The 15,935-nt window shown below is 63.8% G+C and carries 13 protein-coding genes; 6 read left to right on the top strand and 7 right to left on the bottom strand.

Annotated elements, in window-relative coordinates:
• Positions 1-11 precede the first annotated feature (11 nt).
• Positions 12-1,019 (bottom strand): NADP-dependent oxidoreductase, encoded by a 1,008-nt coding sequence (locus tag PP1Y_RS12760; RefSeq protein ID WP_013832616.1) that lies wholly within the window; start codon positions 1,017-1,019, stop codon positions 12-14.
• A 153-nt stretch (positions 1,020-1,172) separates the two neighbouring features.
• Here PP1Y_RS12760 and PP1Y_RS12755 point away from each other — a divergent pair, with 153 nt between their 5' ends.
• Positions 1,173-3,617, top strand: coding sequence for a TonB-dependent receptor (locus tag PP1Y_RS12755; RefSeq protein ID WP_013832615.1), 2,445 nt, complete (start codon positions 1,173-1,175; stop codon positions 3,615-3,617).
• 193 nt (positions 3,618-3,810) lie between these two features.
• On the top strand, positions 3,811-5,535 hold the full coding sequence (locus PP1Y_RS12750) for a ubiquinone-dependent pyruvate dehydrogenase (RefSeq protein ID WP_013832614.1): 1,725 nt from the start codon (positions 3,811-3,813) through the stop codon (positions 5,533-5,535).
• Positions 5,536-5,625: 90 nt separating this feature from the next.
• Here PP1Y_RS12750 and PP1Y_RS12745 read toward each other — a convergent pair whose 3' ends face one another.
• The 3 genes from PP1Y_RS12745 to PP1Y_RS12735 all read right to left on the bottom strand — a co-directional run bounded on the left by PP1Y_RS12745 (position 5,626) and on the right by PP1Y_RS12735 (position 7,462).
• Positions 5,626-6,054 carry a nuclear transport factor 2 family protein gene (locus PP1Y_RS12745; RefSeq protein ID WP_013832613.1) on the bottom strand — a complete coding sequence of 143 codons (429 nt, stop codon included), beginning with the start codon at positions 6,052-6,054 and terminating at the stop codon, positions 5,626-5,628.
• A gap of 98 nt (positions 6,055-6,152) precedes the next feature.
• Positions 6,153-6,518 (bottom strand): Rieske 2Fe-2S domain-containing protein, encoded by a 366-nt coding sequence (locus PP1Y_RS12740; protein ID WP_013832612.1) that lies wholly within the window; start codon positions 6,516-6,518, stop codon positions 6,153-6,155.
• A gap of 5 nt (positions 6,519-6,523) precedes the next feature.
• The gene (locus tag PP1Y_RS12735; RefSeq protein ID WP_232512670.1) at positions 6,524-7,462 is read right to left on the bottom strand and encodes an NADP-dependent oxidoreductase; all 939 of its coding nucleotides are present in this window, start codon (positions 7,460-7,462) and stop codon (positions 6,524-6,526) included.
• Between the two features lie 249 nt (positions 7,463-7,711).
• On the opposite strand from PP1Y_RS12735, the gene PP1Y_RS12730 reads away from it, so the two are divergent.
• The 4 genes from PP1Y_RS12730 (at position 7,712) to PP1Y_RS12715 (ending at position 12,016) form a co-directional block, all read left to right on the top strand.
• Positions 7,712-8,128, top strand: coding sequence for a nuclear transport factor 2 family protein (locus PP1Y_RS12730; protein WP_232512669.1), 417 nt, complete (start codon positions 7,712-7,714; stop codon positions 8,126-8,128).
• Positions 8,129-8,164: 36 nt separating this feature from the next.
• Positions 8,165-9,133 (top strand): zinc-binding alcohol dehydrogenase family protein, encoded by a 969-nt coding sequence (locus PP1Y_RS12725; RefSeq protein ID WP_013832609.1) that lies wholly within the window; start codon positions 8,165-8,167, stop codon positions 9,131-9,133.
• A gap of 208 nt (positions 9,134-9,341) precedes the next feature.
• A complete protein-coding gene (locus tag PP1Y_RS12720; RefSeq protein ID WP_013832608.1) occupies positions 9,342-10,586 on the top strand; it encodes a putative DNA modification/repair radical SAM protein in 1,245 nt (414 codons plus the stop codon).
• Positions 10,583-12,016, top strand: coding sequence for a UdgX family uracil-DNA binding protein (locus tag PP1Y_RS12715; protein ID WP_013832607.1), 1,434 nt, complete (start codon positions 10,583-10,585; stop codon positions 12,014-12,016). Before PP1Y_RS12720 ends, PP1Y_RS12715 begins: the two co-directional genes overlap by 4 nt.
• A gap of 27 nt (positions 12,017-12,043) precedes the next feature.
• Here PP1Y_RS12715 and pip read toward each other — a convergent pair whose 3' ends face one another.
• The 3 genes from pip to PP1Y_RS12700 all read right to left on the bottom strand — a co-directional run bounded on the left by pip (position 12,044) and on the right by PP1Y_RS12700 (position 15,901).
• Positions 12,044-13,000: a prolyl aminopeptidase gene (gene pip / locus PP1Y_RS12710; RefSeq protein WP_013832606.1), complete on the bottom strand. Its 957-nt coding sequence runs from the start codon at positions 12,998-13,000 to the stop codon at positions 12,044-12,046.
• Positions 13,001-13,081: 81 nt separating this feature from the next.
• Positions 13,082-14,431 (bottom strand): MFS transporter, encoded by a 1,350-nt coding sequence (locus PP1Y_RS12705; protein WP_013832605.1) that lies wholly within the window; start codon positions 14,429-14,431, stop codon positions 13,082-13,084.
• 72 nt (positions 14,432-14,503) lie between these two features.
• The gene (locus PP1Y_RS12700; protein WP_013832604.1) at positions 14,504-15,901 is read right to left on the bottom strand and encodes an aldehyde dehydrogenase; all 1,398 of its coding nucleotides are present in this window, start codon (positions 15,899-15,901) and stop codon (positions 14,504-14,506) included.
• Positions 15,902-15,935: the final 34 nt, after the last annotated feature.

The raw sequence follows: 15,935 nt of genomic DNA, 5'->3' as shown, positions 1-15,935 counted from the left end.
TCCAGTCTCCGTCAGAGCCTGACGATGGCCTTGCCGATGTTCTTTCCAGTCAGCATCCGCTCATAGGCGACAAGGACGTTTTCCAGACCTTGCGTCTCGTCGAAGCGGGTCGACAGCTTGCCCTCGTCCATCCACTGGCGCAGTTGCGGCAGAAACTCGGCTCCTCGCTCCAAGAAATCGGGGATGAAGAAACCCTCGATGCGCAGGCGCCGCATGAGGATCTGGTCGAAGCGCGCAGGCCCCGGCATCGGCGCGTCATTGTCGTAGCCGGCCACCAGACCGCAAATCGCCACGCGTCCGTAATGGGCCATGTTCGGCAGGACCGCATCGAGGATCGGCCCGCCGACATTGTCGAAGAAGGCATTGATCCCGCCATCGACGGTCGCCAGCCGCGCCTCGACATCCTCGCCTCGATAGTCGATCGCCATGTCGCATCCCAGCTCTTCCAGCAGATAGCGGCACTTGTCCGGCCCGCCGGCTATGCCGACGACCTTGGCACCCAGGTTCTTGCCGACCTGGCAGGCAAGGCTCCCGGTCGCGCCGGCAGCAGCGGAAACCGCCAGCCACTCGCCAGATTTGACTGCAGCCACTTCCTTGACGCCGACATAGGCGGTCCAGGCATTCATCCCCAGAGCGCCGAAATGCTGACGTGGATCGGCAATCGTGTCGTCGACGATCTCCAGCCCGGCCAGCGCAGGCGTAAGCGTGGCATAGTCGGACCATTGTCCGAAGCCGCGCACCAGAGAGCCTGCGGGAAAGGCGGGATCGCGCGTTTCGCTTACGCGGCCAAGGCAAAGTCCGACCATTTTCGAGCCCAGCGGCAGCGGCGGCTGATAGCCGTCCGTGCGCGGGCTCATCCACATGCGGGTGCCCGCGTCCATCGAGAGGTAATCGACGGCGATCCGCACTTCACCATCGCCAATCGGAGAAAGCTCTTCTTCACAAAGTGTAAGATACTGGGAAAAATCAGTATTCCCCTGGGGATGGCGATCAAGACGCCAGTAATGGAAAGTTGTCATTCAGGTCTCCTCATGCCCCGCACGGTGACCGTTGCAAGAAAGGCACGGAACCTCACCAAATTAATAGGCCTATCCGTTTGCATAGGACTGCCCATCCGTTTCTAGGAGATACATACCCCTCAAACGATTTAAGAATAATGGGAGGTACCTGATATGCAATTCCCCAAGTCCATTCTGCTTGCGTCAACGGCATTTGCCGCCGTGTCCATTGCCGGGCCCGCCCTGGCCCAGGATACGACCGGCAGCGAAGAGGCGACCAGGAACACCGGCCTGAGCGAAATCGTCGTGACCGCCCGTAAGCGCGTTGAAAGTGCGCAGGACATTCCTGTCGTCGTCACTGCGATCTCGGCCCAGACGCTCGAGCAGCGCGACATCACCAGCATCGAAAAGATCGCAGCCGCTACGCCGAGCCTGACCGTCGGCCACGCCTCGAACGGCTCGGCCGCGCAAGTCACGCTGCGCGGAATTGGCTCGTCTTCGACCTCGATCGGCATCGAACAATCGGTCGCCACGGTCGTCGACGGCGTTTATTACGGCCAGGGCCGCATTCTGGAGGAAGGCTTCTTCGACCTTGCCGGCGTCGAAGTGCTCAAGGGCCCGCAGGTCCTGTTCTTCGGCAAGAACGCCACTGCCGGCGTTATCTCGATCAAGACGGCCGATCCCACCCCCGAATGGGAATTCAAGGCCCGCGCCAGCTACGAATTCAAGGCTCAGGAAGCCGAGCTCGAAGGCGTCGCCTCCGGCCCGCTGGCCGACGATCTGGGTATTCGCGTCGCCGTACGCGGCAGCAAGGCCTGGGGCGGGTATTACAAGAACGTCTCGCGCGACTATGACCTTGCGCTGCTGCCGTTCACCTCGACCCCGACCAGTTCGGACCAGCCGGGCAACCGCCAGTTCCTGGGCCGCGTTACGCTGAAGTACGAACCGACCAGCGAAATCACCAATACGCTCAAGGTCTCGTACAACTACAACAAGGCGAACAACTCGAGCTACAACTACGTCGCCTATAACTGCCCGACCGGCTTCACCGCGCTGTCGGGCGATGCCTGCGGCCTGAACTTCCAGACCCATCAGAACGACATGCCGGCAGAGGAAGCGACCAACTTCCCCTATGCGGGCGACGGCAGCCTCTACAACAAGTACCGTTCCGCAGCGATCACCAACACGTTCAACTACGAGCTTGGCACGGTCACGCTGACAAACGTCACCAATTACAACTGGAACAACAACCGCTGGCTGTGCGCCTGCGAATTCCAGGCCAATCCGCTCTCCGTGTGGGCCACCGAAAACTCGAGCTGGAAGGCCTTCTCTAACGAAGCGCGCGCACTTACGCACTTCGACGGTCCGCTCAACGTGATGGTCGGCCTGCTTTACCAGAAGACCAAGCGCGACTTCGAACAGTTCGTCAGCTTCAGCCTCTCGGACATTCCGGCCGCGGGCAGGTTCCAGTACATCGACGCCTACAAGACCAGCTACACCAAGGGTGAGACGATCTCGGGCTTCGGCCAGGTAACCTGGAAGCTGACCGACAATCTCGAACTCGACGGCGGCGTGCGCTACACCCACGAGACCAAGAAGAGCGCCTTCACCCAGCCTTACGTCAGCCCCGCCTTCACTGGCGCTTGGGTACAGGGCCGCACGACGCTGGGCGACCAGACCTTCACCAACTGGTCCCCGGAAGTCTCGCTGACCTACAAGCCGATTCAGGACGTCATGTTCTATGCGTCGTACAAGACCGGCTACAAGTCGGGCGGCTTCTCGAACGGCGGCATCGACTCCGCCTTCGGCAATCCGGCGGTCGACCTGCTGTTCGATCCGGAGACGGCAAAGGGCTTCGAAGCAGGTGTGAAGTCCACCATCCTCGACAACCAGCTGCGCCTGAACCTGGGTGCCTACAGCTACAAGTACAAGAACCTGCAGATCGACTTCTTCAACTCGTCGATCATCGCGTTCCAGACCCTGACCGCCGACGCGCGAACCAAGGGCGTAGAGCTCGATTTCGAATTTGCGCCTTACGCGGTTCCGGGCCTGAACGTGCACGGCAGCCTCAACTACAACGACGCCAAGTACGACAGCTTCCCCGACGCCCCCTGCTATGCGGGCCAGACGCCGGACGAGGGCTGTAACCTCACCGCTGACGGTGCAGGCGGCTATCGCGTCCTCACGGCGGCCGAGATCACGGGCGGCACGCCAGGCGTCCGCCAGAACCTGAATGGCATGGTGCTGGGCATGGCCCCGCACTGGACCGGTTCGCTGGGCGTCAACTACGACACCCCGGTGGGCGGCGGCTTGAAGGCAGGCGTTGGCGGCAACATGCGCTACAGCTCCTCCTACCTGGTCCAGGGCTTCGGCGTCCCCCATTCGCGCAACAGCTCCTATGCCACGCTCGATGCCGGCCTTCGCTTGGGCGCAGAGGATGACAGCTGGCAACTGGCGGTCATCGGCAAGAACCTGACCAACAAGCAGTACATCAACGGCGGCGTCGACGGTCCGAACACCGGTTCGGGCACTGGCACGCCCGGCGGCGTGCATGCCGACCAGCTCGGCTTCGGTGCCGAACCGCGCACGGTCACCGTCCAGGTCACCACGCGCTTCTGATCGCAGCGCCTGGGGCAGACCGGTTGCGGCCGGTCCTGCCGGCCGGAACAGTCAAGGAAGGCGGGGGCCATTGGCTCCCGCCTTTTTCGTTTCATCACGGTCGCTTGCATGCGGAACAAGAAGAATTGTCCGCAATGCACGAAACCCGGCGGGGTCTGGCTGGTTGTCGAAGGGAAACACGGAGATTTCCCGCATGCCCAGCATCAAGTCCGCCAAGGTCGCCGACGTCATCGTCGAAACTCTCGAACAGGCCGGCGTCAGAAGATGGTATGGCGTGCCCGGCGACAGCCTGAACCACGTGACCGACGCGATCCGGCGCAGCGACATGCGCTGGATTCATGTCCGCCACGAGGAAGCCGGTGGCTTTGCCGCAGGCGCCGACGCCCTGCTGACGGGCGAACTGGCTGCCTGCGCGGGATCGTGCGGGCCCGGTAGCCTGCACTTCATCAATGGCCTGTTCGAAAGTCACCGCAACCGTGCGCCGGTCGTGCTCATCGCCAGCCAGATCGTACGCGACGAACTGGGCTTCGAGTTCCCACAGGAGGTGGACTTCACGCAGGTCTATGCCTCGTGCAGCGTCTTCTGCGATGAGATCCGCACGCCCGCGCAGGCCCGCCGCAAGACGGCCATGGCGGCTCAGGCCGCGCTCGCGAAGAAGGGCGTCGCCGTCCTTATCGTACCAGCCGACGTATCGCAGGCCGATGCTCCCGACGAGCCTCCCTTTCTGGTCCATCGATCCCAACCGCGGACCCTGCCCTCGCAGGCCGAGTTGCAGACCTTCGCCGATGCCCTCAACGACGGCGGACGCATCGCGATCTACGGAGGCTCCGGCTGCGAGGCAGCACATGCACAGGTCCTGGCCCTTGCTGCGAAACTCAAGGCCCCGGTGGCCCACACTTCGCGCGCCAAGGACTTCCTGGAACACGACAATCCCAACCTCGTGGGCATGACCGGCATATTCGGGTCCGAGGCCGGCTATCACGCGCTTATGGACTGCGACACGCTGCTGCTGCTCGGCTGCGATTTCGCCTGGCGCCAGTACTACCCGGACAAGGCGACGATCCTGCAGATCGATATCGACGGCACCCACCTCGGCAGGCGCCACCCGGTCGACCATGCCGCCGTAGGCGATGTGCGCGATACGCTGGAAGCACTGCTCCCGCTGGTCGACGAATGCACGGACCGCGAGTTTCTCGACGAATGCCTCAAGCATCGGGCGCGCGCGGTCAGGGAGCAGGAACGGCATGTGAAGGCCGACGACAATCACGCCATTCATCCCCAGTACCTGACCGAGACGATTGCCCGCCACGCCGACGCCGATGCGATCTGGACTGCCGACGGCGGATCACCAATGGTCTGGTGCCTGCGTCACGTCCCCTCCACAGGCCGCAACCGCACCGTCGTCTCGCTGACCCACGGCACGATGGCCAATGCCATGCCGCAGGCGCTGGGCGCGAAGGCGGCGTTTCCCGACCGGCAGGTCATCTCGTTGTCGGGAGACGGCGGATTGTCGATGCTGCTGGGAGACCTGCTAACGGCGATTCAGGAGGACCTGCCGATCAAGGTCTGCGTCTTCGACAATTCCTCGCTGGGGTTCGTAGAGCTGGAGCAGAAGGTCGAAGGTCTGCTCGATGCCTATACGAACCTCAAGAACCCGGACTTCGCCCGCCTTGCCGAGGTGATCGGCTTCTGGGGGCGCCGCGTCGAGAGGGCCAGCGACCTCGATACCGCGGTCGGGCAATGGCTCGCCCATCAGGGCCCTGCCCTGCTCGATGTCGTCACCGACCGCTACGAACTGGTCATGCCTCCCAAGGTCGAGGCGAAGCAGGTCTTTGGCACGGCGCTCTATTCGGCCAAGGCGGTCCTGTCCGGCCGCACCGGCGATGTCGTCGATCTGGTCAAGGGCGCACTATCCTGACTTGCGCAACGCACGCTCCCCATGCGTGCCGAAACGAAAAAGGCCCGGGATCATCCCGGGCCTTCTGCTTAATGCGATGGATCGTCCGCCTCAGCAGCCCTTGGGCGCGTGCTGGCGATGAATGTTGCGGAACGAGCGGCTCTTGAACAACCACTTGCCGTCGATCTTCACGCAGGTGTCTTCGTAGAGGCCGCGATCGCGCATGGTCGTGCCGTCCTGATCGTAGACCTCGGAAGTATAGCTGCGCATGACCGCCGTATCCCCGTCGATCTCGATCGAACCGGGCCATGCCTCGAACATGATGCCGGGGTAGGACTTCATCGCCTCCACCCACATTGCAACGATGGCCGGGCGCCCTTTGGTCGTGCCGAGTTCGGGATAGTCCGGCAAGGACCATTGCGCATCCTCGGCCCAGGTCGCCCCCCAGGCTTCGGCGTCGCAGCGCGTCACCGCATCGGCATACGTCTCCAGCAGTTCGCGAATGGCGAGGCGGTCCTCGAAGGGGCCTGTATAGGGCATATCCTGTTCTCCCGATTGATGCTCTGTTCGAAACGCGAGCCTAACGGGTCAGCCCCGCATTCCTACTATGGCTAATGCGAGGGCGCGGACAGGACCGATCAGGTCACGACCGGGCGTTCGTCCGGTCCCGGCGCGTGATCCGGCAGGGAGACCTCGATCATGCCATTCTCGACGCGCAGGGGAAAGCGGCGCAGGTCAGCATAGGCACCGCCGATGCAGCGGCCGGTAGCCACTTCAAAGCGCGCACCGTGCAGCGGACACATGATCGCCCCGCGCCGCACGCGGCCGGGCGAGAGCATCGCCGCCTGATGGGTGCAGCGGTCGTTGACGGCATTGAAGCCGTCGTCTGTCTTCACGACCAGGACGCTCCAGCCATCGACCTGTGCCGACAGCTTGCCTTCTTCGGGAAACTCAGCTTCGGCCACGATGCCGTGCCACAGTTCGTGTTCGCGGGTATCACTCATGCAATTCAAATCCTCACCATGGTCTTGCCGATCGTGCGGCCAGACATCAGGTCGATAAAGGCTTCCGGCAGCTTTTCAAATCCATCGCGTAGATTGGCCAGCGGCTTGAGCTTGCCCTGGGCCACCCATTCGTCGAGTTCGGCCTGAGCCTGCTCGATTACGTCGAGGTGGTCGTAAGTCAGAAAGCCCTGCATCCTGATGCGGTTCACCACAAGCTGCCAGAGGGTTTTGACGCCATAGGGATGGTCGGCATCGTTGTACTGACCGATCATCCCGCACACCGGCACGCGGCCGTGGGTGCGCATGAGCGGCAGCATGGCTTCCAGCGTCTCGCCGCCAACATTGTCGAAATAGACGTCCACGCCCTCGGGAGCCGCCTTGCGCACTTCCCCGGCAATGTCGGGCCTCGCGCGGTAATTGATCGCGAAATCGAAGCCCAGGTCGCGGATGACCTGCGCCTTCTCGTCGGAGCCGACAAGACCCACGACCTTGCAGCCCTTGGCCTTTGCGATCTGGCCCACGGTCGACCCGGTGGCCCCCGCGGCCGCACTGATGACGACGGTCTCTCCCGGCTTGGCCTCGCCCACCGCAAACAGACCGATCCAGGCCGTCAGGCCTACGGGACCCAGCGCCCCCATGTAATGATGCAGTTCGGTCCCGGGCTTCTGGTGCACAACTTCCAGGCCCAGCGCATTATCGTCGAGCACGAAGTATTCCGACCACGTGCCTAGCGCCCGCACCATGGTGCCGACAGGATATTTCGGATTGTTGGATTGCACCACCTCGCCCAGCGACATGCCGTTGACCGGCGCGCCCAGCGCGACCGGCGGCAGATAGCTCGGCCGATCGTCGAGGAAGCCGCGGATCGCCGGGTCGAGCGAGGCGACCCGCATGGCGACGAGGAACTGACCTTCCCCCGGAACCGGCATGTCGGTTTCCGCCATTTCGAAATCTTCAGGCGCCGGCATGCCTTCCGGCCGCCGCGCGAGCAATATGTGCCTAACCTTTCCCATTGCTCCTGCTTAGCCGCCCGAAGCCCCGCCGGAAGGCTAGCGGAATCGCTAGGTCGACCCGGTCTTCCATCTGCAGCAGATTTTCCGCCAGCCAGACCGGGACCCGTGGCTATTCCTAAGGCTAGGTTCGCAGCCCCAGGTTTCTACGCAGTCTGTCCCATGGAAGAGGAGACCAAGGCCATGAGCATGACCCCACAGGAAATGATCCAGTTCGTCGACGACCTTTACACGGCAACCGGCGCGGGCGACTGGGATAAAGCCGCCTCGATGCTTACCGACGACTTCGCGGTACATGAAGCCGACAGCCTGCCCATGGCCGGGACATATCGCGGCAAGAACGCCCTGCAGGAACTCTTCGTCAAGGTTATGGGGATGTGCGACGTCGCCAGCCTCGACCGGATCGAGACGACCGCAGGCAAAGACCACGCCGTGACCCTCCTTTCCTTTCGCTTTGCCGACCCGGACCTGGCACCGGCGGAGCTGTGCGAAGTATTCAAGTTTCGCGACGGCAAATGCTGCGAGATCAAACCCTACTACTTCGATCCGTCGGTCTTCCATGCCGCAACCAGGGCCAAGGCTGCCGCAAGCGCGGCCTGACCTGAAAGCCCCTGCAGTCGATCGGCGAGGGAGATCATGAAGGCAGTCTATTACTTCGAGAACGGCGGGCCGGAGGTCATGCAATATGGCGACCTGCCCGACCCGGAAGTCGGCCCGAAAACTGTGCTTGTCGCGGTCGAATGGATTTCGATCGAAGGCGGCGACCTGCTCAACAGGTTGGTTTCGCCGCCATCGAAGACGCCGTTCGTGCCCGGATACCAGGCCTCCGGAAAGGTTCTCGCGGTGGGCTCTGAGGTTACGCGCTTCAAGGAAGGCGACAAGGTCATCGGCTTTGACTGGCACGGCAGCCATGCCGAGCTATTCGCCGTGCCCGAACACTATGCCTATCCCGTGCCCGAAGGTCTCGACTTGCAGCAGGCGGCGACGATCCCTGTTGCTTTTGGAACCGCGCATGACTCGCTGTTCCAGTTCGGCCAGGTGAAGCCGGGCGAATTCGTTCTTGTCCAGGGCGCGGCGGGCGGCGTCGGCCTTGCAGCCGTGCAACTTGCCAGTCAGGCAGGCGCGGTCGTGATCGGCACGGCATCCAGCCGCGAAAGGCTGGAGCGGATCGTGCCTTTTGGCCTTCACCATGGCATCGACTACCGCACGGAGGACATCGCTGCGCGGTGCAAGGAGATCACCGGAGGCAATGGCGTCGACCTCATTCTCGACCTTGCCGGCGGTCAGGGCAAGGACGCCCTGATCAGCGCGATCCGTCCGCACGGCCGCTACGCCGTCATCGGTGCTGCCACGGGCAACCTGCCCAGCTTCGGGTTCTTCGAACTGATCCGCAAGGCGATGCACGTCTATGGCATTTCCTTCGGCCGCGAGATGAATACCGAGCGCGCGCATGCGCTTCTGGCCGACATCGCCCGGCGCATGGCGTCGGGCAATCTACAGATGCCGATCGACGCCGAGTTCGACCTTTCCGATGCCGTCGCCGCGCATCGTCACGTCGCCGAGGGCCATCCCTTCGGGCGCGTTCTGATGAAAGTCAGCCGCTAGCGCCGGTCCATCGCTGTTTCCGGGCTTCCCGGCACAAGCGCCTGCCACGAAAGACGAAATGGCTGCCGCGGGCAGAACGCGGCTTCCTTGCTTGCCTTAAATCGAGCGAGGTCGCCTTAGCGGCAGCCACCTTCGTTTCGCCGCACGTCGACGGCGGCCTCAAGCATGCGGCATTGCCAAGTTCGCGATGAGAACATATTAAGAACATATGCAAAATGCCGCGATTCTCGAGCGTCTCGAAATCCTCGCCGATGCGGCCAAGTACGATGCCTCGTGTGCCTCGTCGGGAACAGTCGACCGGAGCAGCAGGAACGGACGCGGCGTGGGCTCGACGTCAGGGGGCATGGGCATCTGCCACGCCTATGCCCCTGACGGTCGCTGCATTTCCCTGCTCAAGCTGCTGCTGACCAACCACTGCATCTTCGATTGCCATTACTGCGTGAACCGCAAGAGCTCGAACGTCGCACGCGCACGCTTCACACCCGAGGAAGTGGTCGACCTCACCCTCACGTTCTATCGCCGCAACTACATTGAAGGCCTGTTCCTCAGTTCGGGTATCGTGCGCAGCCCGGATCACACAATGGAGCAGATCGTGCGCGTGGCGCGTACGCTTCGCGAGGTCCACGATTTTCGGGGCTACATCCACCTCAAGACGATTCCCGAGGCCGATCCCGAGATCGTCGCCGAGGCCGGCCTGTGGGCGGACCGCGTCTCGATCAACGTCGAACTGCCCACCGCGGCAAGCCTCGCCCGGCTGGCGCCCGACAAGAACGCGCCGCGTATCGAAGGCGCCATGGACGATTTGCACAGCCGCATCGTCGATGCCCGGGACGCCCGCCGCAAGTACCGCGCTGCCCCGCGGTTCGCCCCGGCCGGGCAGTCCACGCAGATGATCGTCGGCGCCGATGGCACTTCGGACACGCAGATCATCGACAAGGCGAGCAGGCTCTATGGCCGGTTCGGCCTGCGCCGCGTCTATTACTCGGCCTTCAGCCCCATTCCCGATGCGAGCGCGGTACTACCCCTGCAGCGGCCGCCCCTGATGCGCGAACATCGCCTCTACCAGTCCGACTGGCTCACGCGCTTCTACGGTTTCGCACCGCACGAAGTCGGTCAGGCTGCCGATGCGAATGGAATGCTGCCTCTCGACATCGATCCCAAGCTCGCCTGGGCGCTAAAGTTCCGAGACCGTTTCCCCGTCGATCTCAACCGCGCACCGCGCGAGGCGATGCTGCGGGTGCCGGGCTTGGGCGTAAAGGCGGTGGATGCGCTGCTTCGTGCGCGCCGCCATCGCTCGATCAGGCTCGAAGATCTGGCCCGCGTCACGAATTCCCTGCGCAAGCTGCGCCCCTTCGTGGTTACAAGCGACTGGCGCCCCGTCGCCATGCTCGACCTGGCGGACCTGCGCGCCCGCCTCGCGCCCCGGCCGCGCCAGATGGAACTCTTCGCATGATCGGCGCCAGGCTGGGCGATCCTGACGATTTCGACGCCTGGCGCGACATGGCCCGCTCCTTCATTACGCGCGGTATCCCCCCAGAGAAGATCGCCTGGAGCGAAGGCGAGGACAACGCCGACCTGTTTTCCTTCACCGAAGATGCCGCGCCGCATCCTTCCAGCCTTCCCGAACCATCGCCAACTCCGGTGCGCGCATCGACTGCCTTTCTCAGCCTGGCGACCAGTGTCTTCAGGCACAGCGATCCGGCGCGGCTCGATCTGCTCTATCGCACGCTATGGCGGTTGCAGAAGCACCCACGGCTGATCGAGGACACCACCGATGCCGACGTTGCGAACCTGCGCCGTCTTGCCCAGCAGGTCCGCCGTGACATCCACAAGATGCGCGCTTTCCTGCGTTTTCGCCAAATCGAGGGCAATGCGGGCACAGAGCGCTATATCGCGTGGTTCGAGCCGGAGTATCGCATCGAACTTGCCAACGCGCGCTTCTTCGTCGAGCGGTTCGCCAATCAGCGTTGGTCCATCCTCACCCCGCGACTGAGCTTGCATTGGGACGGTACGACACTGGCACGAGGCCCTGCAGCCTCGCGCGCGCAGGCTCCTGCCGACGATGCCGCGGAGGACCTATGGCGCGGTTACTACCGGTCGATCTTCAACCCGGCGCGCCTCAAGACCAAGGCCATGATCAAGGAGATGCCGCGCCGTTACTGGCACAACCTGCCCGAGGCCCGCGAAATTGCCGCACTGATCTCCAGTGCGCAAAGACGCGAGACTTCCATGCTTGCGCAAGGTCGCGAACTCTTTGCCGAATTGCGCCCCGTCGACCTCCCTTCGCTTGCCGAGGGGATCGCGCACTGTCGGCGTTGCCAGATCGGCTGCAACGGCACTGCGGCAGTTCCCGGCGAAGGCTTCACCGGCGCCCGACTGATGATCGTGGGCGAACAGCCCGGCGACAACGAGGAATTGGCCGGGCGCCCGTTCGTCGGTCCTGCCGGAAAGCTACTGAACGCCCATCTTGCCGCCGCCGGAATTGACAGGCAGGGGGCCTACGTCACCAATGCAGTCAAGCATTTCAAATTTGCCGCGCGGGGGAAACAGCGTCTGCACCAGAACCCGACCGCGCGGGAAATCGACACCTGCCGCTGGTGGCTGGATACGGAGCGCGCACTGGTTCAGCCGCGCATCGTCCTCGCGCTTGGTGCCAGTGCCGCCCGCGCCCTGACCGGACGCACGCCGTCGATCGGCCGCGAACGTGGGCGCATGCTGCAGCTGCCCGACGGCGTCCCCCTCCTGCTGACGGTACACCCCAGCTACCTGCTGCGGCTCGACGGCCCGGCGCGCGAACGCGAGGAAGCACGCTTTGCATCGGACCTCGCAGCGCTAGCCATACACCTTCGCGATCCGGCAGTTCGCGACAGCCAATCAGCCTAGCGCGGACAAGCCGCCAGCATCTGCGGGCTAATTCGCCTGTTTGCCGGCGTACCGATCCGTCGCGCGGATGAGCTGGTCGAGTATCCCCGGTTCGGAATAGGCGTGTCCCGCCCCTTCGATGAGGTGAAAGTCGGCCTCCGGCCACGCCTTGTGCAGCGCCCATGCATAGTGGGCCGGACACGGCATGTCGTAGCGACCGTGGACGATGGTGCCCGGTGTGTGCCGGAGCTTGTGCGCATCGCGCAGCAACTGGCCCGGTTCGAGCCAGCACGCATTGACGAAGTAATGCGTCTCCAGCCGGGCGAATGCCAGGGCGAAATGGCCGTCGTCGTGCTGCGCGGAAATCGCGGATTCGGGCAACAGCGTGATCGTTTCGCCTTCAAACATGCTCCATGTCCGGGCGGCGGCGATCCGATCCTCCATCGGCCCCGTCGTCAGGCGACGATGATAGGCCCGCAGGATGTCGCCGCGCTCGGTCTCGGGGATGGGCGCGATCAGGCGCTCGTACTTGTCGGGGAACATCTGCGAGACACCGAACTGGTAGAACCAGTCGAGTTCCGGCTTCGAACACAGGTAAATGCCGCGCAAAACCAGTTCGCTTACCCGTTCGTGATGGGTCTGCGCATAGGCCAACCCGAGGGTCGATCCCCAGGACCCGCCGAAGACCAGCCACTTCTCTGCGCCGACAAGCGTGCGCAGCCTCTCGATGTCGGCCACCAGGTGCCATGTCGTGTTGTCTTCAAGCCCGGCATGCGGGGTCGACCTGCCGCAGCCGCGCTGGTCGAAGAGCAGCACGTCATAAAGTTCGGGGTCGAACAGGCAGCGGTGCGCCGGAGCGATACCGCCACCTGGACCTCCGTGCACGAACACGGCGGGCTTGGCACCCGGTGTGCCGCATCTTTCATAATAGATGCCATGGCCTTCGCCCGTGTCGAGCATGCCGGTTTCGTAAGGTTCGATGGGGGCATAGAGAGTTCGTAGCATCGCCCCATCCTGCGCGATCGCAACCCAAAAGGATAGATCGCGAACCTCTCATTGCGCCCGCGGTCCACGACGTGAATGCGCCTACCCGGCCCGGCGTGCCGTCTTGCCTGCGGACCCGCGGTCGACCGGCCGCTCCAACGGCAGGCCGAGGATCGCAAACGCCGCGATGACCGAACCAAGGCCCATGGCAGCCGCCACCAGCGCAAGGCCGAAACCGTTTGCGAACAGGTACCCGGCCACGACCGGCCCCATCGCCGCCCCGCCGCGGCCGATACCGATAACGAAGCCGGTTCCCCCTGCCCGCAGCTGCGCAGGATAGGCCGCCGCGATCAGTGCATAGAGACCGACGACAGCGGCGTTGGAGAAGAACCCCGCAATCGCCGCCGCCCGCTTCAGGGGATCGAGTCCGCCCGAGGTAAAGCCGAATGCCGCAATCATCAGGAAGCTGAGCACGAGGATCGCGATCATCAGCTTGCGCAGCGGCATGCGCGTTGCCAGCACGCTGAACAGGAGCGAACCGGTCATGCCGCCAACGTTTGCCCAGACGAGGACGCCGCCAGCAGCGGAAGGCTCGAAGCCCAGGTCCACCACGATCTTGGGAATCCATTTCAGGATGAAATAGAACGCGGTCATGTGAAAGAAATAGGCCACGGTCAGCAGGATCGTGACGCGGCGCATGTCTCCCTTGAAAAGCCCGGCCCGGTCCGCCTTGGCCACCACTTCGACCGGCGGCAACATCTCGACGACGCGGTGGCCAAGGCGCTGCAGCGACTTGTTCACCTTGCCAAGCGCTCCTTCCGGGCCGAACCGGCGCATGGAAAGATCGATCGATTCCGGCAGGACCAGCAGGACGATCGGCAGGAAGACGACGGTCATGCCCGCGCCCAGCCAGAAGATGTCGCGCCAGGTTCCGTCGACGAGCAGGCTTGAGGCAATGGCACCGCCCACGATCGCACCCAGGGGATAGCCCGCCGCCATGATCGCGACGGCAGCCGAACGATAGCGCGCATTCGACGCTTCAGCGACGATGGCATTGGTGCAAGCCAACATGCCCCCGATCCCCAGGCCGGTGATCAGACGGATCACCGCCAGTTCGACGATGCCGCCGGACAGGGCCGCGGCCGTCATCCCTGCAGCCATGACCAGCAGGCTGACGACCACGACGGGAATGCGGCCCACGCGGTCGGCCACCATGCCCAGCAGGATCGAGCCGACCGACATGCCGATCAGTTCCATCGAGAGGATGACCCCAAGGGCCGCCCGGTCCACTCCCCAGTCCGAAGCGATCCCGGGCGCGGCAAAACTGATCGAAAGGACGTCGAAGCCGTCCAGTCCGTTCAACAGCACGCACAGGGCCACAACGACGATCTGCCGCCATGTCATCCGCCCGGAATCGACGATCTCGCGCGGATCGATTACGCCTGATGCCATCTAAGTCTCTCTCCCGCCGGGGGGCTGGTCTTGTTCTTCGTCTCGATCGGCCGCCCCGTAAGGGGCAGAGGCTCAGATCGGGTAGTGGCCGTCCTGGGTATCCACCGTGATCCAGCGGGTTTCGGTGAAACTGTCAATTCCCTGCCTGCCGCCAAACCGGCCGTAGCCCGATGCACCGACGCCGCCGAAGGGCATTTGCGGTTCGTCATGCACGGTCGGTCCGTTGACGTGGCAGATCCCTGCCCGGACCTGCCGTGCCAACTGTAATCCACGCGCGATGTCGCGCGTGAATATCGCAGAGGACAGGCCATATTCGCTGTCATTGGCAAGCGCGACGGCATGTTCGGCATCACGTGCCCGCGCAATCCCGACGACCGGCCCGAAGCTCTCGTCGCGGAACAGCTTCATGTCAGTCGTGACCCCGTCGATCACGTGGGCCGGCATCAGCACGCCTTGGGCTTCGCCGCCGACGACCTGCCGGGCCCCCTTGGCTACGGCATCCTCGATCAGTCCGAGGCAATGGTCGACCGTCTTGCGATCGACCACGGCACCGAGCGGGGTCGTTCCCTCGCGCGGGTCGCCCACGGTCATCGAGGCGGCCTTGGCCGCGAAGCGCTGCGCGAATTCATCGGCCACGGCATCGACGACGATGATACGTTCGGTCGACATGCAGATCTGGCCCTGGTTCATGAATGCGCCGAAGGCCGCGGCCTTCACCGCCTCGTCAAGATCGGCATCCTCCAGGACGATGAAAGGGGCCTTCCCGCCCAGTTCCAGCAGACACGGTTTGAGGTGATCGGCCGCCCGCCTGGCGATGATCCGGCCAACCGCAGTCGATCCGGTGAAATTGATGCGCCGCACTTCGGGCGCATCGATGAGCGCACCCACGACATCTCCGGCATCGGCCGGCGCATTGGTCACGCACTGAACGAGGCCTTCGGGAAATCCGGCTTCGGCAAAGGCTTCGACGATCAACCGGTGCGTTTCCGGGCAGACCTCGCTCGCCTTCAGGATGACGGCATTGCCGCAGGCGAGCGGGACCGCAATTGCGCGCACACCGAGGATCACCGGGGCATTCCACGGGGCGATGCCGAGGATGACGCCGACCGGCTCCTTGACGGCCATGGCGAGGCATCCCGGCTTGTCCGACGGGATGATCTCACCAGAGATCTGTGTGGTCAGTGCAGCGGCTTCGCGCACCATGCCCGCAGCCAGCATGACGTTGAACCGGGCCCAGCCCTCGGTCGCACCGATTTCGCCCATCATGGCGTCCACGAACCGGTCCGCCCGGGCTTCGAGCGCGTCCGCGGCGCAGTTGAGAACCTTACGCCGTGCGCCGGGACCCATCTGCCCCCACTGCGGCTGCGCACTGGCCGCGCTGGCCGCGATTGCGGCCATCTCGTCTGCCTGCATTGCCCTGGCTGTGGAAGCGACCTCACCGGTCATGGGATTGATGCGCTGAAATTCCATCGGACTTATCCTCGAAGCAAAAAAGGAAGGCCCG

This window comes from Novosphingobium sp. PP1Y (assembly GCF_000253255.1).
Classification (GTDB): domain Bacteria; phylum Pseudomonadota; class Alphaproteobacteria; order Sphingomonadales; family Sphingomonadaceae; genus Novosphingobium.
This window is presented reverse-complemented; position numbering and strand designations above follow the sequence as displayed.